General features: G+C 30.2%; 20 protein-coding genes. 14 read left to right on the forward strand and 6 right to left on the reverse strand.

The features are described 5' to 3' along the window. The first annotated feature begins 790 nt into the window (after positions 1-790). The 3 genes from MHN29_RS07495 to MHN29_RS07505 all read left to right on the forward strand — a co-directional run bounded on the left by MHN29_RS07495 (position 791) and on the right by MHN29_RS07505 (position 3836). Positions 791-1069, forward strand: coding sequence for a hypothetical protein (locus MHN29_RS07495; protein ID WP_235273905.1), 279 nt, complete (start codon positions 791-793; stop codon positions 1067-1069). Between the two features lie 75 nt (positions 1070-1144). Further along, positions 1145-3160: an ATP-binding protein gene (locus MHN29_RS07500; protein WP_235273906.1), complete on the forward strand. Its 2016-nt coding sequence runs from the start codon at positions 1145-1147 to the stop codon at positions 3158-3160. After that, positions 3153-3836, forward strand: coding sequence for a response regulator (locus tag MHN29_RS07505; protein WP_235273907.1), 684 nt, complete (start codon positions 3153-3155; stop codon positions 3834-3836). Before MHN29_RS07500 ends, MHN29_RS07505 begins: the two co-directional genes overlap by 8 nt. A gap of 218 nt (positions 3837-4054) precedes the next feature. Here MHN29_RS07505 and acs read toward each other — a convergent pair whose 3' ends face one another. After that, on the reverse strand, positions 4055-5962 hold the full coding sequence (acs, locus tag MHN29_RS07510; RefSeq protein ID WP_235273908.1) for an acetate--CoA ligase: 1908 nt from the start codon (positions 5960-5962) through the stop codon (positions 4055-4057). Positions 5963-6069: 107 nt separating this feature from the next. Between acs and MHN29_RS07515 the strand changes: the two genes are divergently transcribed. After that, a complete protein-coding gene (locus MHN29_RS07515) occupies positions 6070-6843 on the forward strand; it encodes a sulfite exporter TauE/SafE family protein (protein WP_235273909.1) in 774 nt (257 codons plus the stop codon). On the opposite strand, the gene MHN29_RS07520 is transcribed toward MHN29_RS07515, so the two are convergent. Continuing rightward, entirely contained in the window at positions 6844-8490 is a 1647-nt protein-coding gene (locus MHN29_RS07520) for a serine hydrolase (RefSeq protein ID WP_235273910.1), read from the reverse strand. 131 nt (positions 8491-8621) lie between these two features. Then, on the reverse strand, positions 8622-9092 hold the full coding sequence (locus MHN29_RS07525) for a Dps family protein (protein ID WP_150899050.1): 471 nt from the start codon (positions 9090-9092) through the stop codon (positions 8622-8624). 110 nt (positions 9093-9202) lie between these two features. On the opposite strand from MHN29_RS07525, the gene MHN29_RS07530 reads away from it, so the two are divergent. Continuing rightward, complete coding sequence (locus MHN29_RS07530; RefSeq protein WP_150899051.1) at positions 9203-10144, forward strand: hydrogen peroxide-inducible genes activator; 942 nt, start codon at positions 9203-9205, stop codon at positions 10142-10144. 37 nt (positions 10145-10181) lie between these two features. Here the strand turns inward: MHN29_RS07530 and MHN29_RS07535 are convergent, their stop codons facing one another. After that, positions 10182-11843 carry a SulP family inorganic anion transporter gene (locus MHN29_RS07535; RefSeq protein WP_235273911.1) on the reverse strand — a complete coding sequence of 554 codons (1662 nt, stop codon included), beginning with the start codon at positions 11841-11843 and terminating at the stop codon, positions 10182-10184. 147 nt (positions 11844-11990) lie between these two features. Here MHN29_RS07535 and pyrR point away from each other — a divergent pair, with 147 nt between their 5' ends. From pyrR to MHN29_RS07560, 5 genes are read left to right on the forward strand one after another with little or no spacing between them, the layout of a single operon-like run. Then, positions 11991-12545: a bifunctional pyr operon transcriptional regulator/uracil phosphoribosyltransferase PyrR gene (pyrR, locus tag MHN29_RS07540; protein ID WP_150899053.1), complete on the forward strand. Its 555-nt coding sequence runs from the start codon at positions 11991-11993 to the stop codon at positions 12543-12545. Between the two features lie 24 nt (positions 12546-12569). Further along, on the forward strand, positions 12570-13502 hold the full coding sequence (locus tag MHN29_RS07545; RefSeq protein ID WP_235273912.1) for an aspartate carbamoyltransferase catalytic subunit: 933 nt from the start codon (positions 12570-12572) through the stop codon (positions 13500-13502). A 2-nt stretch (positions 13503-13504) separates the two neighbouring features. After that, positions 13505-13837: a hypothetical protein gene (locus MHN29_RS07550; RefSeq protein WP_235273913.1), complete on the forward strand. Its 333-nt coding sequence runs from the start codon at positions 13505-13507 to the stop codon at positions 13835-13837. A 31-nt stretch (positions 13838-13868) separates the two neighbouring features. After that, positions 13869-14189: a T9SS type A sorting domain-containing protein gene (locus tag MHN29_RS07555; protein WP_150899056.1), complete on the forward strand. Its 321-nt coding sequence runs from the start codon at positions 13869-13871 to the stop codon at positions 14187-14189. After that, entirely contained in the window at positions 14190-15131 is a 942-nt protein-coding gene (locus tag MHN29_RS07560; protein WP_235273914.1) for a ribonuclease Z, read from the forward strand. On the opposite strand, the gene MHN29_RS07565 is transcribed toward MHN29_RS07560, so the two are convergent. Next, the gene (locus MHN29_RS07565) at positions 15128-15490 is read right to left on the reverse strand and encodes a CoA-binding protein (protein ID WP_235273915.1); all 363 of its coding nucleotides are present in this window, start codon (positions 15488-15490) and stop codon (positions 15128-15130) included. The genes MHN29_RS07560 and MHN29_RS07565 overlap by 4 nt on opposite strands. A 95-nt stretch (positions 15491-15585) precedes the next feature. On the opposite strand from MHN29_RS07565, the gene MHN29_RS07570 reads away from it, so the two are divergent. Next, a complete protein-coding gene (locus MHN29_RS07570) occupies positions 15586-17976 on the forward strand; it encodes a TonB-dependent receptor domain-containing protein (protein WP_235273916.1) in 2391 nt (796 codons plus the stop codon). 89 nt (positions 17977-18065) lie between these two features. Then, positions 18066-20450: a TonB-dependent receptor domain-containing protein gene (locus MHN29_RS07575; protein WP_235273917.1), complete on the forward strand. Its 2385-nt coding sequence runs from the start codon at positions 18066-18068 to the stop codon at positions 20448-20450. A 59-nt stretch (positions 20451-20509) separates the two neighbouring features. On the opposite strand, the gene MHN29_RS07580 is transcribed toward MHN29_RS07575, so the two are convergent. Next, the gene (locus tag MHN29_RS07580) at positions 20510-21520 is read right to left on the reverse strand and encodes a 3-oxoacyl-ACP synthase III family protein (RefSeq protein ID WP_235273918.1); all 1011 of its coding nucleotides are present in this window, start codon (positions 21518-21520) and stop codon (positions 20510-20512) included. A gap of 96 nt (positions 21521-21616) precedes the next feature. Here MHN29_RS07580 and MHN29_RS07585 point away from each other — a divergent pair, with 96 nt between their 5' ends. Then, on the forward strand, positions 21617-23008 hold the full coding sequence (locus tag MHN29_RS07585) for a Gfo/Idh/MocA family oxidoreductase (RefSeq protein ID WP_235273919.1): 1392 nt from the start codon (positions 21617-21619) through the stop codon (positions 23006-23008). A gap of 140 nt (positions 23009-23148) precedes the next feature. Next, complete coding sequence (htpG, locus tag MHN29_RS07590; protein ID WP_235273920.1) at positions 23149-25059, forward strand: molecular chaperone HtpG; 1911 nt, start codon at positions 23149-23151, stop codon at positions 25057-25059. The last annotated feature ends 24 nt before the right edge of the window (positions 25060-25083 follow it).

The following is a 25083-nucleotide window of genomic DNA, read 5'->3' on the forward strand; positions in this document are numbered from 1 at the left end:
AATTGATTTTCAGTGAAATAACTTAAGTTTTTTCTTGTTTTTATTTAAATATTTTGTATATTTGTACCGTAATCATTTAGAAGTATTTGAATGATTATTTAACAAATTAATATTTAAAGATTATGAAACTATTTTATTTAAACCCAATCATCGAAAGACTAACTATAGGAGGTGATGGCAGTTATATAAAAATGAGTAAGGATGTTTATTGTAAGAAGCAATATTTAAAGATGAGTTAACAACAAATCAATAATATAGTATATATACAAAAGGCGCCTTAATAGGGCGCCTTTTTTTATTCAAAAAAAAAGAAAATGAACACAATAAAAAAAGTGTTAAAAAATTTGGATAATTCGTTATTTTTCACTATCTTAATTGAACGAAATTGAAAGCTATGATTATATTAAAATTGCACAAACTAAATGAAAAAGGACGTTTACTCATTAAACAACAACGCTTACTAAAATTGTGTTCGTTTACACAATCTATGTCACTATTTTAGTGATAGAATCAACTAGCGTTCATTAAAAAATTGCAAAACGCTTCCTTTATTATGACAATGTAGAATTCCTGAAGTCTGTTGTACTCAATAGGCCTTAGTAGTAATGAGTCTTCACGAGTTGATGTTCCATATCAACTTAATTCTACTAACTACCCAAATTACTTGGGCTAGATGACTATTGCCTTGATTTTACCAAGGCTCAAAATAATCGAACATAACCAATTCGATGCTATTACAGCTGCATACGCGGCATGGAAAACTAATGTCAAATATTAAAAATTGAAAATTATGAAAACTTTAAAAACTACTTTACTAATCAGCATGCTAATCCTTTTAACAACTAGTTGTACTGACTTAACAAAAGACGATTTAGTACCTGAGACTAATAACAATACTGAAATCCTAACTAGCATTACCGACCTTGCTAATAATGATAAAGACGGTAATAACAACGGAGACACCAGCAATGGTGGAACTACTAATAACAATGGTGGAACTGATAGCTACAGAGATACTGGGGGTGGAGATGGAACTGACGGTGATGGTGATGGAGGAAAAGGAAATTAATTCTTTTATAAATACAAAAGCCTTTAACAAATGTTAAGGGCTTTTTTTTTTAGCTTTGCTTAAAACCAATTACTATTGAAACCTCTTAAAACAATACTAGCTTTTATACTTATATTCTATTCAGGAAATATAGCATGCTTTTCTGCTCCTGAAAAATATCTTCAATTAGAAAACGACAGTATTAAATTTTGGCTAAAAAAGGTAAAGAATAAAAAATTAGATAGTACTTCTAAAGCTCAACTTTTAAAAAAATCTTATAATTACGTTCATGAAAACGATAGACCTCTACCTTTAGAATTAAGTTCTATTGCTTATGAATTTTACAATTTAAAAGACACTACTTCTTTTTTTAAAATTAATAAAGAGGCCTTAAATTCTGCTATAAAAAATAAGCATATATATGCTACAGGTGACGCACATTGGAATTACGCTACGTACTACCTACGTATTGAAATTTTCGACAAAGCCTATTATCATTTTAACAAAGCCTATGAAAACTTCATCAAAGAAGATTATAAAAAGGAAGCTGCTGAAATATTATATGGAATGGCTAGAATCAAAGGTTTTAATAGAGATTATACTGGTAGTGAAGTGCTAAATATTAAAGCTATAGAATTATTTAAAGAATTAAAGGATTTTAAAAGACTTTACAGAGCATACAATCATTTAGGTTTTTTACAAAATGACATTAAAAAATATGATAGAGCTCTATTCTATTATTCTAAAGCTATTTTTTACTTAAATAAAACAGAATACAAAAATAAATATTACGAAATATTATTAAACAACATTGGTAGGGCACATTTTAAGAAAAAAGATTACCATAAGGCCATAGTATATTATAATAAAGCTCTTAAAATTAATAAACAAAAACAAAACTTAGCAAGACTTCTAAATAACAGGGCTTATTGTAAATTATTAATGAAAGATACTATCAACATAAAAAAAGATTTTTTTAAAGCTTTAAAAATCCGAGATAGTATTGGTGATAAAACTAATATTTTAAACTCAAAGATATGTATATCCGATTACTTTAAATACAATAAAGACACCATCAATGCGCTTAAATACGCAAAAGAGGCTAATACTTTAGCTCAACAAATAAAAAATGGTGGAGATTACCTAACTTCTCTAAAACAATTAGCCGATTTAGACAAACAAAATTCTAAAAAATACTTAGACCGTTATATAGTGTTTAACGATAGTTTAATTAGTGCAGAACGTAAAACTCAAAATAAATTTACCCGTATTGAATTTGAAACAGATGAATATATTGCTGAAACCAAACGTTTAAATCAACAACGCATTTGGATTATTGTTACCAGTATTGGTGGAATCCTTATTTTAAGCTTACTTTATTTTTTACGTGTTCAAAAAGTAAAAAACGAAAAACTTAGGCTTGAAGCTGAACAGCAAAAAGCTAACGAAGAAGTGTACGTATTAACACTACAACAACAAGCAAAACTTGAAGAGGAAAAAGTTAAAGAACGTAATAGAATTTCTGAGGAACTTCACGATGGTATTCTAGGAAAACTCTTTGGTACTCGTTTTGGTTTAGGTTTTTTACCCCTTAAAGGTGATGAACAAACTCTTGAAAAACATCAATCTTTTTTAAACGAACTACAGGAAATTGAAAAAGAAATTAGAGAAGTTTCTCATAAACTGAGCGATAATTTTGATAGCTCCAATATTAACTTTACTAGTATTATTGAACAATTATTAAAAGATAAAAGCGTTATTGGTAGCTTTAACTATAAGTTTTCTTTTGATAAAAATATTGTTTGGAAAAAAATTAATGAAGTCACCAAAGCCAATGTTTATAGAATTATACAAGAAGCTTTGCAGAATATTATAAAACATGCAAAAGCAAAAAACGTTACTTTAGTATTCTCTAACGAAAACCAAAACCTTATTATCAATTTAAAAGACGATGGTGTTGGCTTTAACCCAAAAAAAGGTAAAAAAGGTATTGGAATGAAAAACATAAAATCGAGAGTAGAAAAATTAAATGGAACTGTACAATTTTTATCGGAAGTAGATAAAGGTACTGCTCTTTTAATTACAACCCCTTATAAAACGAATAATGAATAGTAAAAAATACACTGCTTTAATTATTGATGATCATCCATTAATTTCTGAAGCCTACAAAAGTGCTTTTAATTACATTGATCAACAAAACGAAGATATTACTTTTGAAATCCATGTTGCTCACAATTGCGACACCGCTTATGAACTTATAAAGCAACATGCTGATATTTCTAAAAAGGTAGACATCATCTTTTTAGACATGCGATTACCCGCTTCTTCCGATGGCACTATTTTATCTGGTGAGGATTTAGGTTTAAAAATAAACGCAATGCTTCCAGACTCTAGGATAATTGTTTCTACTACTTTTAACGATAATTATAGAGTTCATAGTATTTTTAAAAATATTAACCCTGATGGTTTTTTAGTTAAAAACGACATTACTCCTCAAGAATTAGTAACCGCTATACAAGAAGTTTTAAACGATCCTCCGTACTATAGCAAAACTATCACTAAACTTCTTAGGAACGAAGTTACTAGTGAGTATTTAATTGACGATTTGGACAGAAAAATGTTATATGAATTGTCTATTGGTACTAAAATGAAAGATTTACCTGATATCATCCCACTTTCTTTTGCTGGTATTGAAAAAAGAAAACGTCAAATCAAACAAATGTTTGGTGTAAATAGCTCTGACGATAAAGACCTTATCTTAATGGCTAGAGACAAAGGCTTTATTTAAGCTTTTTAAACACTTTTAACACGTCTACCTCATGCTAACCTATTTAAAAGAAGTTAACACGTCCCCCATGAGTATAGTCATCCCTTACCTACACTTATACTCTGTTTAGTTTTTAAGGTACTTTTACTTTAAAACTTCTATTCTATTATTTCAACAATAAAAAAGCCACAGTTCAATACTATATTAAACTGTAGCTGTAAATATTTTATTTAAAATTTTTATAAGCGTTCGTCGATAATACTTTGCACTACTTCTGGATTTAATAAAGTAGAAACATCTCCTAAATTATCTAACTCGTTATGCGCTATTTTACGTAAGATTCTTCGCATTATTTTACCTGAACGGGTTTTTGGTAACCCTATAGTAAACTGGATTTTATTCAATTTGGCAATAGGCCCAATATGCTCAGTTATAATCTGATTAATTTCTTTTCGTAAATTATCATGATTTCTTCCTTCTCCTACATCTTTTAATATTACATAACCATACAATGCATTTCCTTTTACATCATGCGGATATCCTACAATAGCACTTTCTGCTACTGCTGGATGTTCATTTATAGCATCTTCTATTGGGGCTGTTCCTAAATTATGTCCTGACACAATAATTACATCATCTACTCTACCCGTTATTCTGTAGTACCCAACTTCATCACGTAAGGCTCCATCTCCTGTAAAATACTTGTTTTCAAAAGCCGAAAAATAAGTATCCTTATAACGTTGGTGATTCCCCCAGATAGTCCTTGCCATAGATGGCCACGGATATTTTACACACAAACGTCCATCTACTTGATTTCCGACTATTTCTTTTCCGTTTTCGTCCATTAACGCTAATTGCACTCCTGGCAATGGTAATGTTGCATAAGTTGGTTTTGTAGGTGTCACATAAGGTATAGGAGAAATCATCATCCCTCCTGTTTCTGTTTGCCACCAAGTATCAACAATAGGGCTTTTCTTTTTCCCTACATTATCATTATACCAATGCCATGCCTCTTCATTTATAGGTTCTCCTACGGTTCCTAATACTTTTAGAGAAGATAAATCGTACTTATCAACAAATTCTAACTTTTCTTTTGCTAAAGCTCTAATAGCTGTTGGTGCGGTATAAAATTGGCTTACTTTATGCTTTTCAACTATTTCCCAAAAACGCCCAAAATCTGGGTAGCTTGGTACTCCTTCAAACATTACTGTGGTTGCTCCATTGGCTAAAGGACCATATACTATATAACTATGTCCAGTAATCCAACCAATATCTGCTGTACACCAATACACATCATTTTCTTTATAGTTAAATACATTTTTGAAAGTATATGCTGAATATATCATATACCCCGCTGTAGTATGTAACATTCCCTTTGGACTTCCTGTTGAACCTGAAGTATATAAGATAAATAATGGATCTTCTGCCTTTACTATTTCTGGCTCACAAAAATCTGACGCCTCTTCTAATAACGGTTGTAGCCATTTATCGCGACCTTCTTTCATTTGAATGTCAGAATTAATCCTCTTTGCTACTAATACTGTTTCAACACACTCACAATCGTTTAACGCTTCATCTACAATTCCTTTTAAATCGATTGTTTTTGCTCCTCTGTAAGATCCATCAGAAGTAATCACCATTTTCGCTTCACAATCATTTATCCTAGTTGATAATGCTGTTGATGAAAAACCTGCAAATACTACCGAATGCACCGCTCCTATTCTAGCACATGCTAATACAGAGATAGCTAACTCTGGAATCATAGGTAAATAAATACAAACTCTATCTCCTTTTTGTACGCCATTTTCCTTTAAAACATTAGCAAACTTACATACTCTCTTATATAATTCTTTGTATGTAATATGTTCTGCTGCTTGGTTAGGATCATTCGGTTCAAAAAGAATTGCTGTTTTATCTCCTCTAATTTGTAAATGACGGTCAATACAGTTTTCTGTTATATTTAATTCTGCTCCATCAAACCATTTTACTTCTGGTTTTGAAAAATCATATTCTAAAACAGAATCCCATTTTTTTCTCCAAACAAAGTGTTCTTCTGCTATTTCTTCCCAAAATAATTCAGGGTTTCGTACTGATCTTCTGTAAACTTGAAAATATTCCTCTAAGGTTTTTACATGGTAGTTACTCATTATTTGCTATTTTTTTGGCGAACTAATCTACAATTTTTTAAAATTTTATAATAGTTTTTATCTAAAAAAGCTTTTAAGAAATGCTATTTTATTATTTTCGATTTTCTATGGATTTTCTCATACTAACATTTTTACAAAACTGGCATATTGTTTTGTTATTCTTTACAGTTGCTGTGTTATACTCATCTGTAGGCTTTGGTGGAGGATCAAGTTATTTAGCCATTTTAGCACTAACTGGTTTGGCTTTTTCTCAAATTAGAGCTACAGCTTTATTGTGCAACATTATGGTTGTAAGTGGAAATGTTTTTTTATACATCCAAAACAAAAAATACAACTGGAAAAAAGTACTTCCATTAGTATTATTTAGTGTTCCTTTAGCTTTTATTGGAGGCTATTTACGTATAAGTCAAACCTTCTTTTTTATACTTCTAGGATTTACTTTGTTATTTGCTGCGATTACCATGTGGATTTCTAAAAAAATAGTTTCTTCTGAAACTGAGTCGAAATCTTTAAGCATTTCTAAAAATGCTAGTTACGGTGGTATTATTGGTTTTATTTCTGGTATGGTAGGTATTGGCGGTGGAATTTTCTTAGCCCCTTTACTTCATTTAACTAATTGGGATAGCCCTAAAAAAATTGCTGCCACTGCTAGTTTTTTTATTTTATTAAATTCTATTGCTGGATTGATTGGACAGTACACAAATCCTGAATTTACAATCAATTGGCATTTGACTTCTATTTTATTAATCACTGTTTTTATTGGTGGTCAAATTGGTAGTAGAATGAGCACCAAACTATTTAGTCCTATTCAATTAAAAAAGGCAACCGCGTTACTGATTGCCTTTGTAAGTATTCGTATTTTACTTAAATACTTGTTTTAACTATTTCTTTTTCGCTTTCATTGCTCTTCCTCCTTGATATAAGGTTAATGCATCAACTATTCCTGCATCACTAGTATGAAATTCTATACTTGCTTTTACTACTTTTAAAAAGAATTTATTATTAGTCTCTGCAAATATTTCAAACTCTGGCTGTCCTGTTGCTTGCGCAAATATTTGGTTATTTTTAGTTCTTATTGTTATTATAAAATTCGGTTGTAACTCATAAGCTCCTTCATATTTTTTTAAAATATCGGCTGCTACTTTTATTTCTTTTTTCTCTTTTGGAGCTTTTTTATTTACCCATGCTCCTTTTTCTTTATTAATTCTATTCTTGAAAAGCGCTTCTTTTTTCCCTCCTTTATCAGAAAATTCATATTCTATAAATCCATCTTCAAAAGAAAAATTAGTTACTGAGGTTGGATAAATTTTAAAGTCTTTATTACTACCTTCTCTTTTACTATACAATTGGTTATCTTTTAATGTGATATATCTTACAACATCATTATCAAATTGGTAGGCTCCAACCCATTTTTTCAATTCTTCATTAGATAATTTAACCACATTATTTTTATCAAACTTAGGTTTACCTATTACTAAAGCTGCTATTTCTGTAGCGCTATTCCTTGGTGAAATACATCCACAGTTTGAAAATGCTATTACATATACATTTTTACTTGGCACATAAATCCCCATTGATTTATATCCTGGTATAGAACCTCCATGTTCTATTGTTGGAACATCTTTGATTTCATCTAAACTCCAACCATATCCGTAGTTTATTTTTTTTCCGTTGTTTAGAGTATAGTTTTTAAAAGCTTTAGTAATTGTTTCCTTTTTTACCAATGCATGATTTGTTATAGCTGTTTGCCATTTTAACATATCATCTACATTAGACATAATTGATCCTGCAGCGTAAGGTAAAGTTAAGCTTATATATTGCGCATTAGAAAACACATCACCTCTTCTATTATACCCATATGCTCTATTTTTAATCAACTCTGTTTGACTTCCATAATACGATGAATTCATTTTTAGTTTATCAAAAATTCTTTCTTTGATAAACTTTTGATAGGTCATTCCACTGGCTTTTTCTATAATATATCCTAAAAGAAAGTAACCTGAGTTATTGTATTTATATTTTTCTCCTGGTTCAAAATTCATTGGTTCATTTTTGAAGAAATCTATAAACTCCAAAGGTGATTTGTGAAGTGTAGCAACTTTACCAAATTCTTTCATTGAAGTATAACTCTTAATACCTGAGGTATGTGTTAATAAATGATGAATTGTTATCTTTTTTCCATGAGTTGGATAATCAGAAATAAACTTAGTTATATCATCCTCTAAGTTTAGTTTACCTTCTTCTAATAACATTAAAATAGCAACAGAAGTAAATTGCTTTGTTATAGATCCAATTTCAAAAACATTTTCCGGAATCATATCTACATCCAATTCTAAATTAGCTTTTCCAAATGCTTTTCGATAAATAATTTTACCATCTTTAGCTACAAGAGCAGTAACTCCTGTTTCATTATTTTTAAATTCTTTTTTTAAAATATTATCAATCTTTTGCTCTAAGTTTTGAGCTGTTAAAACATTTGATAAGAGAAACAAAAAGATAAAAGCTGTACACTTTATTATATTTTTCATAGGTTAGGTATTTGATTTATAAAGATTAGACGACAGCTAAAAAAAATAGTTACACTACTTCCTTAAAAAGAAAAAAGCAACATAAATATGTTGCTTTTCTTGTTGTTTGTTTTTGTTACGTTTTTCTTGTTTTATCCTAACCAAGCATTCATCATCCATAGAGTTTTTTCTTGCTCAGCTATAAAATCACTCATCATAGAATTTGTTCCTTCATCATCAGCTTCATCAGATAATTCTAATATAGTTCTTTCTATTTTTAATAACTCTGATAATGAATCTACCACTAAAGTAACCGCTTCTACATCATTAGATATATTCTTACCTACTTTTACTTTTGATAATTCAGTATAATCGCTAAAAGTATGTAATGGTGTTCCTTGTAATGTTAATATTCTTTCAGCTATTAAATCTACTTTCTCTTGAGCATCAGTATAAAACTCTTCAAATTTTACATGTAATTCAAAAAAGTTTTTTCCCTTAATATTCCAATGTAAACCTCTTACATTTTGATAATACACCTGAAAGTTTGCTAACAAACTATTTAATTCTTTAACTAATTCCTCTGTTTTATTTTTATCTAAACCTATAACTGTTGTATTCATTTTTTATCTTTGTTTTTCTAATTTTTCTAAGTCAAAATTAGGCCAACTTTTATTCAAAAAACTATAAATTCTATTGATAGTTTTAATATCTTTATCGAAAATTTTTATAAATGACTATAACACAACTAAAATATACCTTATCTGTTGCTGAGTATAAAAACTTTACAATTGCTGCCGAGCATTGTTTCGTTACTCAACCAACTTTAAGTATGCAAATACAAAAATTAGAAGAAGAATTAGACGCTAAAATATTTAACCGTTCTAAAAAGCCTATCGAGTTAACTGAAGTTGGTAAAAAAATAGTAGAACAAGCAAAAGTTATTGTCGATGAAAGCAATCGTATTCTAGACATTGTACACCAACAGAAAGGTTATGTTGGAGGTGAATTCAAACTTGGAATTATTCCTACTATAATGCCTACGTTACTACCTATGTTTTTAAAAACATTTAGTAGAAACTATCCTAAAGTTCAATTAATCATAGAAGAATTAACTACTGAAGAAATTGTTAGAAAGTTAATGGATGGTCATATTGATGCTGCTTTAGCTGCTACTCCACTAGAAAACGAAGCTATTAAAGAGCGTGTTCTATACTACGAACCTTTTGTAGGTTTAATACCACACGAACATCGTTTATTTGAAAAAAAGAAAATTGAAGTTAACGACTTGGAGGTTGATGACATCTTATTATTAGAAGACGGACATTGCTTTAAAGACAGTGTTATAAATCTATGTAGAACTGACAAAAGAAATTCTAAAAATCATTTCCAACTAGAGAGCGGAAGCTTTGATACTTTAATTAAATTATCTAAAGATGGATTAGGTATGACTTTATTGCCTTATTTAAATACTTTGGATTTAAACGAAAAAGACAAAGAACACCTTAGAGAATTTGAAACTCCTCCTCCAGCTAGAGAGGTTAGTTTAATTTATCATAAATCTCAATTAAAAATGCAGCTAATCGAAGCTTTAAAAAGCACCATTGACAGTGTTGTAAGAGGAGCTATAGCTTTTAGCGATGTAGAAATAATTAGTCCTTTAAACAAAGGATAATAAATAAAAAAATCCCGCATGTAGCGGGATTTTTTATTTAAAATTTATATTCTGATAATGGTTTCGGAAAATCTTCAGGATTTGCCGCTAAATGATAACGAGGATCATCAATAGCTTCCTCTATCACATCTGAGAAAATTGGACTTGCCTTATATAATAATACTTTACAGTCTTCACTTAAGTGTTTTAAAACAACTTTTTTTCCTGCTGCTTGATATTTTTCAACTAAGGCGAAAATAGCTTCGATAGCAGAGTGATCTGAAACTCTAGATTCAACAAAGTCAATCTCAACTCTATCAGGATCATTTCTTATATCAAACTTTTCATTGAAAGCTGTAATACTTCCAAAAAATAAAGGTCCCCAAATTTCATAAACTTTGGTACCATCATCTTTCATACGTTTTCTAGCTCTAATTTTCTTTGCATTTTCCCATGAGAATACTAATGCACTAACAATTACTCCAACAAATACAGCAATAGCTAAATCGAAAATTACAGTAACAGCAGATACAATTATTAAAACAAAAGCATCCGATTTTGGAATCTTATTCATAATTCTAAAACTAGACCATGCAAATGTTTCAATTACCATCATAAACATTACTCCTACTAAAGCAGCAATAGGTACTTGTTCTATATACTTATCAGCAAATAAAATAAATGTGAGTAAAGTTAATGCCATCATAACACCTGATAATCTTCCTCTACCACCTGCATTGATATTAATTACTGTTTGTCCAATCATACCACATCCACCAGTTCCACCAAACAATCCACTTACAATATTTCCAGCTCCTTGAGCAACACATTCTTTATTTCCATTTCCTCTAGAATCTGTTAATTCATCAACTAAATTCATTGTCATTAACGACTCGATTAAACCTACTGATGCTGCTAAGAAAGCATATGGAAGAATAAATAATAAAGTATCTAAATTAAATGGTAAGTTTTGCCATAGTTCTAAATTTGGTGTAGGGAATTTTCCAGATAATCCGTCTCCTCCACCTTCTCTAATGTAAGAACCTACTGTACTTACATCCATTCCAGAAATAACAACAATTGCAGTAGTTATAATAATTGCAGTTAAAGCCGCAGGCACTTTCTTTGTAATTTTTGGAAGTCCCCAAATAATTGCCATTGTTAATAATACCAATCCAATCATGGTAAACAACTCTGTTCCTTGCATGAATATATTGGTATACTCCTTAACCCCTTCTGGTGAAATATTTAATTCTTTATGAGAAAACATTTTTACCTGAGCTATAAAAATTACAATTGCTAAACCATTAACAAATCCCATCATTACAGGATGAGGTATTAACCGTACAAAGCGTCCTAACTTTAAAACTCCTGCTCCAACTTGTATCAGTCCCATTAAAATAACAGCTCCTAATAAATAGTAATACCCCATATTATCTATTGGAGTATCAAAAAGCATCCCTTTTTTGTGTCCTTCAGCAATCATATGCACAAAAATAACCGCCACTGCTCCAGCTGCTCCAGATATTAATCCAGGTCTACCTCCAAAAATTGCTGTAATTAAACCAATAATAAACGCTCCTGAAAGTGCTACTAGAGGATCTATTTGAGCAACAAAGGCAAAAGCTACTACTTCAGGTATCATAGCTAACGAAACTGTAATTCCCGCTAAAGTGTCATCTTTAATGTTAATCTTCTTACTTTTAATGTATTTCATCATAATATCAACAGGTATATTCTAAAAGTTGGCAAATGTAAAGATAATTTTATTCATATAGTTTTATGTTTCATTAACTTTAATTTTGTGGACGTTTTTTTTTGCTTTATTTTTGAACGTTGAACTATCAAACCAATTTGATAGCAACAAATGAGCAGAAAAACACTACTTACATCAAAAGAAATTCAAATCATTCTGCATCGATTAGCTTGTCAGCTAATCGAAAACCATAACGACTTCTCTAATACCGTGCTAATAGGACTTCAACCTAGAGGAACTTTTTTAGCAAAACGATTAGCTAAATTGTTAACAGATGATTACGGAATACAAAATCTTCAATTAGGTTTATTAGACATTACTTTTTATCGAGACGATTTTCGTAGAAGAGATGAACCTTTAGAAGCTACAGCAACTCAAATTGACTTTTTAATTGAAGGCAAAAAAGTTGTTATTATTGACGATGTTTTATACTCAGGTAGAAGTGTACGAAGTGCTTTAACAGCAATTCAGTCATACGGAAGACCTGAAAACATTGAGTTGTTAGTGTTAATCGATCGTCGTTTTAGTCGTCACCTCCCTATTCAACCTAATTATAGAGGAAGACAAGTTGACGCTATAAATGAAGAAAAAGTTGTTGTTAACTGGGAAGAAACTCATAAAGAAGATACTATTTACCTTGAACCCAAGCCATCAAAGCTTGATTAGTTATGATTATAAAAACAAACTAAAATGAAGCAGTTAAGCGTTGAACATTTATTAGGTATAAAATACCTTAACAAAACCGATTTAGAGCTTATTTTTGAAACTGCTTCTCATTTTAAAGAAGTTATTAACCGCCCTATAAAGAAAGTTCCTTCTTTACGAGATATTACCATTGCTAACTTATTTTTTGAAAATAGTACTCGTACTAAATTATCATTCGAATTAGCTGAAAAACGTTTATCGGCAGACGTAATTAATTTCTCTGCTGGGCAGTCTTCTGTAAAAAAAGGAGAAACCTTAATTGATACCGTTAACAATATCCTTTCAATGAAAGTTGATATTGTTGTTATGCGTCATGCCAATGTAGGTGCTGGTATTTTCTTATCAAAACATGTAGATGCAAAAATTATTAATGCTGGTGATGGTACACATGAACATCCAACACAAGCTTTATTAGATAGTTTTTCTATGCGTGAAGCTTTAAACAGTAACTTAAAAGGTAAGAAAATTGTTATTGTTGGTGATGTTTTACATTCTCGTGTAGCTTTATCAAATATTTTTGCTTTACAGTTACAAGGAGCCAAAGTAAAAGTTTGTGGTCCAACAACATTAATACCTAGATATATTACTAGTTTAGGTGTTGAGGTTGAAACAAACTTGAAAAAAGCTTTAGAATGGTGTGATGTTGCTAATGTACTACGTGTACAACACGAACGAATGGATATTAAATATTTTCCTTCAACTAGAGAATACACGCAGTTATTTGGTATTAACAAACAAATATTAGACAATCTTCGTAAGAAAATTGTTATTATGCATCCAGGACCTATAAATAGAGGTGTTGAATTAACAAGTGATGTTGCCGATAGTGATCAATCTATTATTTTAAATCAGGTAGAAAATGGGGTTGCTACTCGTATGGCTGTTATATATTTGTTAGCACAACAAATAAAAAGATAATAATGAAAATTGAAGATAAAAAAGAATATACGTTAGTTCATTTTGATGATACTTCTTTCGAAGATTTCTTATTAAATTTTGAAAAAGAGCACTTTAACTTTAAGGAAAAACACCTTATCCTAAAAATTTCAGAAAAAAATAACGTTTCCAAAGAAAATATTTTATTATTTTTGAAATACGCTCAAGTGCATCAAACAAATGGCACATCTTTTGTAATTGTTTTAAAAGATGTGAATATTGATGATTTTCCAGAATCGTTAAACATAGCCCCTACACTAGTTGAGGCTGAAGATATTATTGAAATGGAAAATATTCAGCGTGATTTAGGTTTTTAACCTATAATAATCCCTTAAAACCGAATAACGTATGGTAAAAAAAATACTTTTATTATTTTTATTCTTAGTAACCTTATCTAGTTTCTCTCAAGAGAAACAAGTAGATAAGTTAGTTGCTTCTCCTAACCCTTTTACCAACAATACCACTATTTCATTTAATGCTAAAAGTGACCAGACCGTTATTTTCACCGTTAGAAACGTATTAGGTAAAACTGTATATAGAAAAGAATTAAATATTTCTAAAGGACGTAACTCATACCCTTTTTATCGTAACGATTTAAAATCAGGTATGTATATTTATGCTATACAGAGTAATAAGAATATTATTTCAAAACGTTTTGTAATAAAATAAATGAGTTTGCATTTAACTATTTTAGGATGCCACTCTGCTACCCCAAGAGTTAATGCACACCCTACATCTCAGTATTTAGAAATTAATAATCGCCATTTTTTAATCGATTGTGGAGAAGGCACTCAAAGACAAATGAGAAAGTATAAAGTTGGTTTTTCTAAAATCAATCATATATTTATCTCTCATTTGCATGGAGATCACTTTTTTGGATTAATTGGTTTAATTTCTACATTTGGAATACTTAATAGAGAAAAAGACTTACATATTTATGGTCCTAAAGGAATTAAAGAAATTACTGTTCTTCAGTTAAAAATTTCAAAATCTTGGACTAAATACAACATTATTTTTCACGAATTAGATTCAAATGAAAGTGAATTAATTTTTGAAGATGATAAAATAACTGTACACACTATTCCATTAGATCATAGAGTATACACTAATGGTTTTTTATTTAAAGAAAAACCAAAGCTTAGAAAATTGCATATTGAAAACATTCAACAATATGATGAAATAGAAACCTGCGATTTTCACAATATAAAAGCTGGTAAAGATTTTGTTCTATCTACAGGAGAAGTGATTCCTAATTTTGAATTAACAATAGACCCTCCAAAACCAAAAAGTTATGCTTTTTGTAGTGATACTGCTTATAAACCAGACATAGTACCTATTATTAAAGATGTAGATTTACTATATCATGAAGCTACCTTTTTAAAAGACAGAGAAGATTTGTGTGATAAAACAAAACACTCAACTGCCGAACAAGCTGCTAGCATTGCGAATCAAGCAAATGCAGGAAAACTAATTATCGGACACTATTCTAGTAGGTACTCAAACTTAAAAGATTTTAAAGCAGAAGCACAAACTATTTTTGAAAATGTAGAATTAGCAGAAGCAGGTAAGCTATACTCTACTAACTCATTTCCAATAGAAGTTTTAAATTAATATTGATTGGTTGACAACAAAACCAACGTACAAGCTATTTCTGGCTTAATCCCTTTCTCTTTTAATATTTTTGAAAACTCAGAATTTTCTGTACCTGGATTAAAAATTACCCTTCTAGGATTTAACCCTAATACATAATCGTAATACTCTTCTTGTCGTTTAGGGTTTAAATACATTGTAACGGTATCAATATTATTAAATGATGTTTTCTCTGTTGTAATATTGACATCATTTACTCTTCCTTCTCTAGCCCCAATGGCATGTATTTTTATTTCTTTATCATCTAATCTCTTAAGCGCAATGTTCGAATACTTATTAGGATTTAATGATGCTCCAATAATTAAAGTTGTTTTGTCCATAGTTGTTAATAATACGTTAAACTCTGTTAAAGGAAGTAACAAAAGTAATGGGCTAATAGTCTATTATGCATCTAAACAATTCAAAAACAAACAAAATGAGAAACATATTACTTATACTTTTAACAGTATTTAGTGTAAATTTATTTGCACAAATGCCTAAAGGTAAATTACCAAAACCTGGTTCCGTTTCTGGTAAAGTCATCGACCAAACAACAAAAGAACCACTTCCTTACGTAAATATAATAATCAAAGATACTGCCAACAAAATTTTAACAGGAGGAATTACTAATGATAATGGTACTTTTTCTGTAAATAACATCCCAGAAGGTAAAAATATAGTAGAAGTTCAATTTATTGGATACAAAACTGTTAGTAAACCTATTCTTATAAATAGCAAAAGAAGAAAAATTAACTTAGGAACTATTCCTTTAACCGAAGACTCTACTACTTTAGATGAAGTTGAAGTTAGAGCTGAAACATCATCTGTTACTCAAAAAGTAGATAGAAAAGTAATTAACGTAGGAAAAGATTTAACTTCTGCAGGAGCAACTGCTTCTGAATTACTAAACAATGTACAATCTGTAAGTGTAGATAGTCAAACTGGTAACATTAGTTTACGTGGTAATGAGAATGTACGTGTATTAGTTGATGGAAAACCAACAAATATTCCAGCATCTCAATTATTAAAACAAATTCCATCTACCTCTATTAAAAGTGTTGAATTAATTACCAATCCTTCAGCAAAATACAATCCAGAAGGAATGAGTGGTATTATTAATATTGTATTGAACAAAAATGCAAACATGGGATTCAATGGTTCTGTTAATACTGGACTTGAAGTTGGACACTATGTACGTTACAATGCTTCTACTAATATGAACTACAAAACTGGTAAAGTTAACTTTTTTGGAAACTATGGTTTTAACGGTGGAGATCGATACAATTTTGGTTATGTAAACAGACCTACTGTAAACAATCAAGATTTTATTTTTAAAAACGACAACCAATCACATCTTTTAAAATTTGGTGCTGACATCTATTTAAATGAGAAAAATACTTTATCATTTTATACTACTCAAAATTGGTTTGATAGTAAAGCTACTGGACGTGCTCAAATTTTTGATGGAGCAGGTAACTTAGTTGTACATGCACCTAACAGTCAAACATCAGACAGCCATAATCAAACTTATAACATTAACTATAAACTTGATTTTGAAAAGAAAGGTCACAATATAGAATTTGAAGCTACTTATTCTAAGAATGAGTCTCCTAATTTATTAGAAAATGACTTTTTATTAGGTTCTCAACAAGACTATATTAATAATATTAATAATGACAGAAACAATACATTAATTAATTTAGACTATACGAATCCAGTTTCTAAAAATGGTAAATTAGAATTAGGATTAGAGTATAGAGTAAATAAAACTGATAACACAAACTTAACTACTCAAGTTGGATTTAATAATTCTTCATTTACTTATGATAGAGATATTTTTTCTGGATATGTAAACTATGGACATAAGTTTGGTAAAGTTACCATGCAATTAGGTGCTCGTTTAGAGAACTACGAAATTAAAGGAGTTTTCAACCAAGTAACACAACCAACAGCTACTGTTACAGATAAAATATTCACTGTATATCCATCAGCATTTTTCACTTTTAACCCAAGCGAAAAAAATCAATTCCAATTAAGTTATAGTAGAAGAGTTGATAGACCTGGTATTGGTCAAGTAAACCCAATTAGAGAATGGAGTACTCCTTTAATTACATCACAAGGTAATCCTAACTTAGTTCCTCAGTTTACAAATTCGTTAGAAATAAACTATACAAGAAGAATAAAAGGAGGATCATTAACATTTGGAACTTTTTATAGAAACATTAATGATGTAATAAATAGAGCTACTTACGAAGATTCAGCTGATCCAAATAGACAAATATTAACATATGCTAACTTTGACGATACAAATGCATATGGAGTTGAATTCTCTACAAACTATAGAATTGCTAAATGGTGGAGAGCAAATGCAAGTATGGATTTCTATTCTCAAAAACAATTTGGAACTAATGATGTAAGTAATCCAGCTGCTCCAAGAAGAGAAGTTACCACTGAAATCTTTAATGCTAGAATTAGTAATAGCTTTACAATATCAAAAAAATTACGTTTACAATTATTTGCCATGTACAGAGGACCAAGACAAGACATACAATGGGACGTAGATCCAATGACAATGGTTAACTTAGGTGCTAACTATAGTGTACTTAAAGGAAAAGGAAACTTTACTTTTAGAGTAAATGATATTTTCAACACAATGAGATTCAAGTTTGATTCAACGAATCCATTTGTTCAAAACGGACGTTTTAAATGGGAAAGTAGAACTACTTATATTGGATTTAACTATAGATTTGGTGGAGGTAAAAACAAAGCAAAACGTAGAAGAAATAGAGATAACAATGAAAAAAGTGGCGGTGGCGGTTTCATGTAAAATCATTCCTCATAATATAAAAAAAACCAAGGTAATATTACCTTGGTTTTTTTTATATTTAGCTTTCTAATAAGATTAGTTCCCCGAATATGAAAAAATTGTTATTAACTATACTTTTTGCTGTCATAGCAATTAGTAATTATGCGCAAGAACAAAAAATCACAGGTAAAGTTATAAATTCCAAAAACAAGGCTAGTATCCCCTATGCAACTATTACTTGTAAATCTAAAAACGGCACTATAGTTACAGGTGCCATAACTAATGATGAAGGATATTTTACTTTATCTAAACTTCCAAAAACCAAACTATTTTTAAGTTTTCAGTTTATAGGATATAAAACTTTAGTTAAAAGTATTGATTTAACCGATAAGGATATAAAATACAATATAGGTACTATATATTTACAAGAAAACAATAACCAACTAAATGAAGTTGAAATACAAGCAGAATCTTCTACAGTAATCCAAAAAATTGATAGAAAAATTATCAATGTAAATAATGACTTAATAGCTACAGGAGCTAGCTCTTTGGAAATGTTAGAAAATATCCCTTCCATTGACATAGATCATCTTTCTGGTACAGTTAGCCTTAGAGGAAATGAAAATGTTAGTGTTTTAATCAACGGAAAACCTTCAAATATTAATACTGAGCAACTTTTAAAACAACTTCCTTCCAGCTCAGTAAAAAGCATTGAAATAATCACAAATCCTTCTGCTAAATTTAATCCAGAAGGCATGAGTGGTATAATTAATATAATCCTTAAAAAAAACACCGCAATTGGCTTTAATGGAGGTATTACAATTGGTATAAAACACAGTAGAAACACCAAACCAGAAATTGCTTTAAATACAAACTATAAAGTAGGTATTACAAATTTTTATGCTAACTATAGTACTAGTTGGGGAGATTATGAAACATTTAACAATCTACAAAGAACAGATAAAGATTTATTACAAGACATTGATTTTTTAAACAATTCTAACAGTCACTTTTTAAAATTTGGAGTAGATATAAATCTAAACTCTAAAAGCATACTATCTCTTTACACCGACCAAAATTTTGATAATAATAGTTTAGCCACAAACACACTCGTAACTCAAAATTCCAATATACAATTTAACAATCAACGCTTTTCAAAATACAAACAAAAAGACGAAACATATAATATTGATTACGTGTATAATTTTGATAAGAAAGGACAAAGTTTAGAATTAGAGTTTAACTATTCTAGCACAAACAACCCAGAAAACACAATCAATTCCGAATTAATTGACAGTAGCTCAAAAGAAAATAATTATACCAATGATATCGTGGATACTAGAAAATTATGGTTATTCAATATCGATTATACTATGCCTATTGAATCTGGTAAAATCGAATTTGGTTTAGAATATAGAAAGCAAAATTTTTACAACAAAATAATAACCGATCAAGAAGTACAAACAACTAGTACTCCTATATTACAACCTATCGGAAACACCTCTTTAGATTATGATCGTTCAATTTATTCTGGATACTTCAATTTTAATAAAGAATATGAAAAGATTGCATTTCAAATAGGAGTTAGAGTTGAGCAATTTAATTTAGATGCTTCATTTTTCAATACTAATCAAGGAAACACAAAGTTAAAAGATAATCTCTTCAATATTTATCCTTCAGCTTCATTAAACTATTCTCTTAGCGAAAAAGATAATATACAACTAGCCTATAGCAGAAGAGTTGATCGTCCTTCGGCTTATCAAGTGACTCCTATTCAAGAATGGGCCTCTCCTTTGACTATTGCTAGAGGAAATAGAAACCTAACCCCTCAATTTACCAATTCTGTAGAATTAAACTACACTAAAACAATTACCAAAGGATATATTTCTTTGGGTACTTTCTATAGAAGAACAAATGATAAAATTGGAAGAATTCTTGAAAGAGATGCTCTAAATCCTGACAAATCAATTTCTTCTTTTACCAATTATGATTTTGCTGACAGCTATGGAGTAGAACTTTCTGGTAGTTTCAAACCTATAAAATGGTGGACTTTAAGACCTTCTTTTGAAACCTATATTCAAGATTCTCAAGGTATATTAAACAATCAATTTGAAACAATTAAAAATACAATAACAAAAGCTCGAATTAGCAACTCTTTTAAAGCTTCTAAAAAACTAAGTTTTCAGTTTTCTACAATTTACAGAGGTAAAAGTGAAAATATTCAATACACTGTTCAACCATATACAATGGTAAATATTGGTGCCCGATTAAAAGTACTTGATGGAAAAGGAAAAATTAGTCTTAGAGGTACAGATATTTTCAATAACGTTAATTTTAATTACACTACTAACAATCCATTCAACCAAAAAGGAAAATATATTTTAGAATACGATTCAATATATCTAGGCTTTTCATATAACTTTGGAAGTAGTAAAAACAAAAGAAAAGATAGAAAATATAGAGATGATAATGAATCCCAAGGAGGTATGTTTTAAAATAAAAAAACCGAAGTTTCAAACTTCGGTTTTTTGTTTTATTAATATTTATTAGTTCATTACCAACGAATCACAACAGATCCCCAAGTAAATCCACTACCAAAGGCAGCTAATACTACTAAATCATTATCTTTTATTTTACCTTCTTCCCAAGCTTCAGTTAAAGCAATAATAACAGAAGCAGCAGTAGTATTACCATATTTCATAATATTATTATACACTTTATCATCAGAAAGCTGGAACTTCTTTTGAATAAACTGCGCAATACGTAAATTCGCTTGGTGAGGAATTAACATATCAATGTCTTCTTTTTGTAATCCATTTGCTTGTAAACCTTCAACAATTGCTTCAGAAAAACGAACTACAGCATGTTTAAATACAAACTGACCATTCATATATGGGTAATAAGAAACATCATCTGGATCATTTTTCTCTAAAATTTCTGGTACCCAACGCCCAGTAGAAGGTCCTTCTAACATTAACTCTCTAGCATGTTTACCTTCAGAATGTAAATGAGAAGATAAAATTCCTTTTCCTTCTTCTTCACAACGAGAAAGAACAGCAGCTCCTGCCCCATCACCAAAAATTACAGTCACTCCTCTACCACGTGTAGAACGTTCTAAACCTCCTGAATGGTTTTCAGAACCAATAACTAAGATATTTTTGTACATCCCAGTTTTAATAAATTGATCTGCAACAGACATAGAATATATAAAACCAGAACATTGATTACGTACATCTAATGCTCCAATTGTAGGCATATCAAGTAAATCTTGGATTTGTACTCCTCCTCCTGGAAAATATAATTCAGGGCTTAAAGTAGCAAAAATGATAAAGTCAATATCATCTTTAGTTAATCCAGCTCTTTCTATGGCAATCTTTGCAGCCTTAGCTCCCATAACAGAAGTAGAATCATCAGAGTTTTTTGGGTCAATCCAACGACGTTCTTTGATACCTGTTCTTTCCTGAATCCACTCATCACTAGTATCCATCCATTGTTTTAAATCTTCATTAGTAACTACATTCTCTGGAACATAATACCCTAATCCCGTTATTTTTGAACTATACATAATTTTTATGTTGATTTTTTAAATTGTTAGCAAATTTACAGCTTGTAAAAGTAGCAATTTATTGATATTTTTACAACTAACACTAATCAACTCATTGTGAATAGAAAAGACTTTTTGTCCCTTTCAACCAAAGCCGCTGTATTTTTAGGCCTATCATCAGCTATTTCTTGTAAAAACGAAATTGAAGAAAAAACAATCTCATTATCCAATTCAAAAGCAAAAGGAACAGCTTTTGGCTTAACAGCTTCCAAAATAGATAAGGTTAAAGTTGGAATTATAGGCTGTGGAAATCGAGGTCAGGTTTTAATACAAATGTTTGATTGGTTGGTAAAAAATAATGATGCAGAAATTGTAGCTGTTTCAGATTTACGAAAAGAAAAAACCGATAAACTAAACGAACATTTACAAAAAACACATAATAAAACTGCACAAGCTTATTATGGAAATCCTAATGAATGGAAAAAATTAGTAAATAGAGATGATATTGATTTATTAATCATTGCTACTCCATGGGAATTACATACTCCTATGGCTATTTATGGAATGGAAAAAGGCAAACATATTGCTTGTGAAGTTCCTATAGCTTATACTCTTGAAGATTGTTGGAAAATAATTGAAACCGCAGAACGTACCCAGAAACATTGTATGATGATGGAAAACTGCTGTTTTAATGGAGAAGAACTTTGGGTTTTAAATATGATTAATCAAGGAATTTTTGGCGATTTAACACATGCTGAAGGAGCTTATATACATGATTTACGTAAACACCTACTGGATGAAAAATATTATGAGGATCAATGGAGAATTAAACATCATTTAAATAAAGATGGTAATTTTTATACCACTCATGGTTTAGGTCCTATAAGTCAATATATGGATATTGGTCGTGGAGATACCTATGACCATGTAGTATCTATGAGTTCTCGAGAAAAAAGTTTAAGTGATGCTGCAAAACGTGCTGGAATCAATAAATTTTCAAACGTTAAGTGTGGAGATATGAATACTACCATGATAAAAACCAAATTAGGTAAAAGCATCATGCTACAGTTTGATGTGCATTCTGGTAGACCTTATGACAGACTAAACACAGTTGTAGGAACGAAAGCTGTACATGAAGGCTATCCTTCTAAACTTTATATTAATGAAGATGAATTAGCATGGTGGGGACATAAATGGCTTGAGAAAGAGAAATACAATGAGTATCGAGAAAAGTACAATCATCCTTTATGGGATAAACTAAAAACTCAAATTTCTGATAACTCTGTAGGACATGGAGGAATGGATTTTGTAATGATTTATCGCTTAATTAAGTGTCTAAATAAGGGATTACCTTTAGATATTAATGTATATGATAGTGTTTTATGGAGTTCTATAACTCCCCTATCTGAATTATCTGTCGCACAAAATAGCTCATCTGTTAAAGTACCAGATTTTACAGGTGGAACATGGAAAAATAAAAACACAACTGAAATGTTACGAAATATTTAAAAAATTAGAAATTATATAAATTTTAAAGACGCCAACATTTTAAGTTGGCGTTTTTTATGTCATCTTGTCACAAGAATAGTTTTGGTATTTTTTTTGACTAATCAATTATCAGAAAATAATATCAAACAAAATATATAATTATGAGCAAAGGAAACATTAATGTATCGGTAGAAAATATATTTCCACTGATTAAAAAATTCTTGTATTCTGATCACGAAATCTTCTTACGTGAGTTAATTTCTAACGGAACTGACGCAACAACAAAATTAAAACACCTTATTTCAATTGGTGAGGCTAAGACTGAATTAGGTGACGCTAAAATTGAAATCAGTATTGATAAAGATGCCAAAACTTTAACTATTAAAGATCAAGGTTTAGGTATGACAGCTGATGAGGTTGAAAAATATATTAATCAAATTGCATTTTCAGGAGCTGAAGAGTTCTTAGATAAATATAAAGATGATAAAAATGAAACTGGTGTAATTGGTCACTTTGGTTTAGGTTTTTACTCAGCATTTATGGTAGCTGATAAAGTTGAATTAATTACAAAGTCTTTTAAAGATGAACCAGCTGCTCATTGGACTTGTGATGGTTCTCCTGAGTTTACTTTAGTTGAGCACGACAAAGCAGATAGAGGTACAGAAATTATCTTACATATTGCTGACGATTCTACTGAATTTTTAGAAGAAAGTAAAATCTCAGGTTTATTAAACAAGTATAACCGTTTTAACCAAGTGCCAATTAAATTTGGAACAAAGAAAGTTAACGATCCAGATTTTACACCACAAACAATAACTGATAAAGACGGTAAAGAAACTACTGAGCCACATAAACAAATTGAAGTTGATAACATTATCAACAATACAAATCCAGCTTGGACTAAAAAGCCTGCTGATTTAGAAGCTGAAGATTATACTAATTTCTACAGAGAATTGTATCCAATGCAATTCGAGGAATCTTTATTCCACATTCACTTAAACGTAGATTATCCATTTAATTTAACAGGAATTTTATTCTTCCCTAAGTTATCTCAAAACTTAGATATGCAAAAGGATAAAATTCAATTATATCAAAACCAAGTTTTTGTAACGGATAACGTAGAGGGAATTGTACCAGATTTCTTACAAATGTTAAAAGGAGTTATCGATTCTCCAGACATTCCATTAAACGTATCTCGTTCTTATTTACAAGCTGATGGTGCAGTTAAGAAAATCTCTGGTTACATTACTAAAAAGGTAGCTGATAAATTAAGTTCATTATTCAAAAAAGACCGTGAGGATTTTGAGAAAAAATGGAACGATATTAAAGTGATCATCGAATACGGAATGTTATCTGAAGAGAAATTCTTCGATAAAGCTAAAAAGTTTGCCTTATACCCAACTGTAGATGATACATTTTTCACTTTTGATGAGTTAATCGAAAAAACAAAAGATGCTCAGACTGATAAAGATGGAAACCATGTAATTTTATATGCAGCTAATAAAGATGCTCAACACTCTTATATTCAAGATGCAAAAGCAAAAGGATATGAAGTTTTATTATTAGACTCTCCTATCGTATCGCACTTAATGCAAAAATTAGAAACTTCTGGTGATACAAAAGTTCAATTTACTCGTGTAGATGCTGATCATATTGATAACTTAATCAAAAAAGATGATACAGTTATTTCTAAGCTTTCTGATGAAGAAAAAGAGAAATTAAAGCCAGTTATCGAAGGAGCTGTAAACAATTCAAGTTATACAGTTCAGTTAGAATCAATGGATTCTTCTAGTTCTCCTTTCTTAATTACAGTACCAGAATTTATGCGTCGTATGAAAGAGATGCAAGCTTCTGGAGGTGGAGGAATGATGGGAATGGGTAATTTACCAGAAATGTACAATTTAATTGTAAACACAAATCACCCATTAATTTCTGATATCTTAAACGCTAGCGAAGAAGACCAAAAGCGTTTAACTACTCAAGCATTTGATTTAGCTAAATTATCTCAAAACTTGTTACACGGTGAAGAGTTAACAAACTTTATTAAGCGTAGCTACGAGTTAATTAAATAATATAAATACCTTTTTAGGTTAAAA

It is taken from the genome of Tenacibaculum sp. Cn5-46 (assembly GCF_022347705.1).
Lineage (GTDB): Bacteria > Bacteroidota > Bacteroidia > Flavobacteriales > Flavobacteriaceae > Polaribacter > Polaribacter aiptasiae.

What these genes read in the sequence shown, in the direction of transcription:
- MHN29_RS07495 (WP_235273905.1), top strand. Translation starts at nt 791, where the DNA reads ATGAAAACTTTAAAAACTACTTTACTAATCAGCATGCTAATCCTTTTA.
- MHN29_RS07505 (WP_235273907.1), top strand. Translation starts at nt 3,153, where the DNA reads ATGAATAGTAAAAAATACACTGCTTTAATTATTGATGATCATCCATTA.
- acs (WP_235273908.1), bottom strand. Translation starts at nt 5,962, where the DNA reads ATGAGTAACTACCATGTAAAAACCTTAGAGGAATATTTTCAAGTTTAC.
- MHN29_RS07515 (WP_235273909.1), top strand. Translation starts at nt 6,070, where the DNA reads ATGGATTTTCTCATACTAACATTTTTACAAAACTGGCATATTGTTTTG.
- MHN29_RS07520 (WP_235273910.1), bottom strand. Translation starts at nt 8,490, where the DNA reads ATGAAAAATATAATAAAGTGTACAGCTTTTATCTTTTTGTTTCTCTTA.
- MHN29_RS07525 (WP_150899050.1), bottom strand. Translation starts at nt 9,092, where the DNA reads ATGAATACAACAGTTATAGGTTTAGATAAAAATAAAACAGAGGAATTA.
- MHN29_RS07530 (WP_150899051.1), top strand. Translation starts at nt 9,203, where the DNA reads ATGACTATAACACAACTAAAATATACCTTATCTGTTGCTGAGTATAAA.
- MHN29_RS07535 (WP_235273911.1), bottom strand. Translation starts at nt 11,843, where the DNA reads ATGATGAAATACATTAAAAGTAAGAAGATTAACATTAAAGATGACACT.
- pyrR (WP_150899053.1), top strand. Translation starts at nt 11,991, where the DNA reads ATGAGCAGAAAAACACTACTTACATCAAAAGAAATTCAAATCATTCTG.
- MHN29_RS07545 (WP_235273912.1), top strand. Translation starts at nt 12,570, where the DNA reads ATGAAGCAGTTAAGCGTTGAACATTTATTAGGTATAAAATACCTTAAC.
- MHN29_RS07550 (WP_235273913.1), top strand. Translation starts at nt 13,505, where the DNA reads ATGAAAATTGAAGATAAAAAAGAATATACGTTAGTTCATTTTGATGAT.
- MHN29_RS07555 (WP_150899056.1), top strand. Translation starts at nt 13,869, where the DNA reads ATGGTAAAAAAAATACTTTTATTATTTTTATTCTTAGTAACCTTATCT.
- MHN29_RS07560 (WP_235273914.1), top strand. Translation starts at nt 14,190, where the DNA reads ATGAGTTTGCATTTAACTATTTTAGGATGCCACTCTGCTACCCCAAGA.
- MHN29_RS07565 (WP_235273915.1), bottom strand. Translation starts at nt 15,490, where the DNA reads ATGGACAAAACAACTTTAATTATTGGAGCATCATTAAATCCTAATAAG.
- MHN29_RS07570 (WP_235273916.1), top strand. Translation starts at nt 15,586, where the DNA reads ATGAGAAACATATTACTTATACTTTTAACAGTATTTAGTGTAAATTTA.
- MHN29_RS07575 (WP_235273917.1), top strand. Translation starts at nt 18,066, where the DNA reads ATGAAAAAATTGTTATTAACTATACTTTTTGCTGTCATAGCAATTAGT.
- MHN29_RS07580 (WP_235273918.1), bottom strand. Translation starts at nt 21,520, where the DNA reads ATGTATAGTTCAAAAATAACGGGATTAGGGTATTATGTTCCAGAGAAT.
- htpG (WP_235273920.1), top strand. Translation starts at nt 23,149, where the DNA reads ATGAGCAAAGGAAACATTAATGTATCGGTAGAAAATATATTTCCACTG.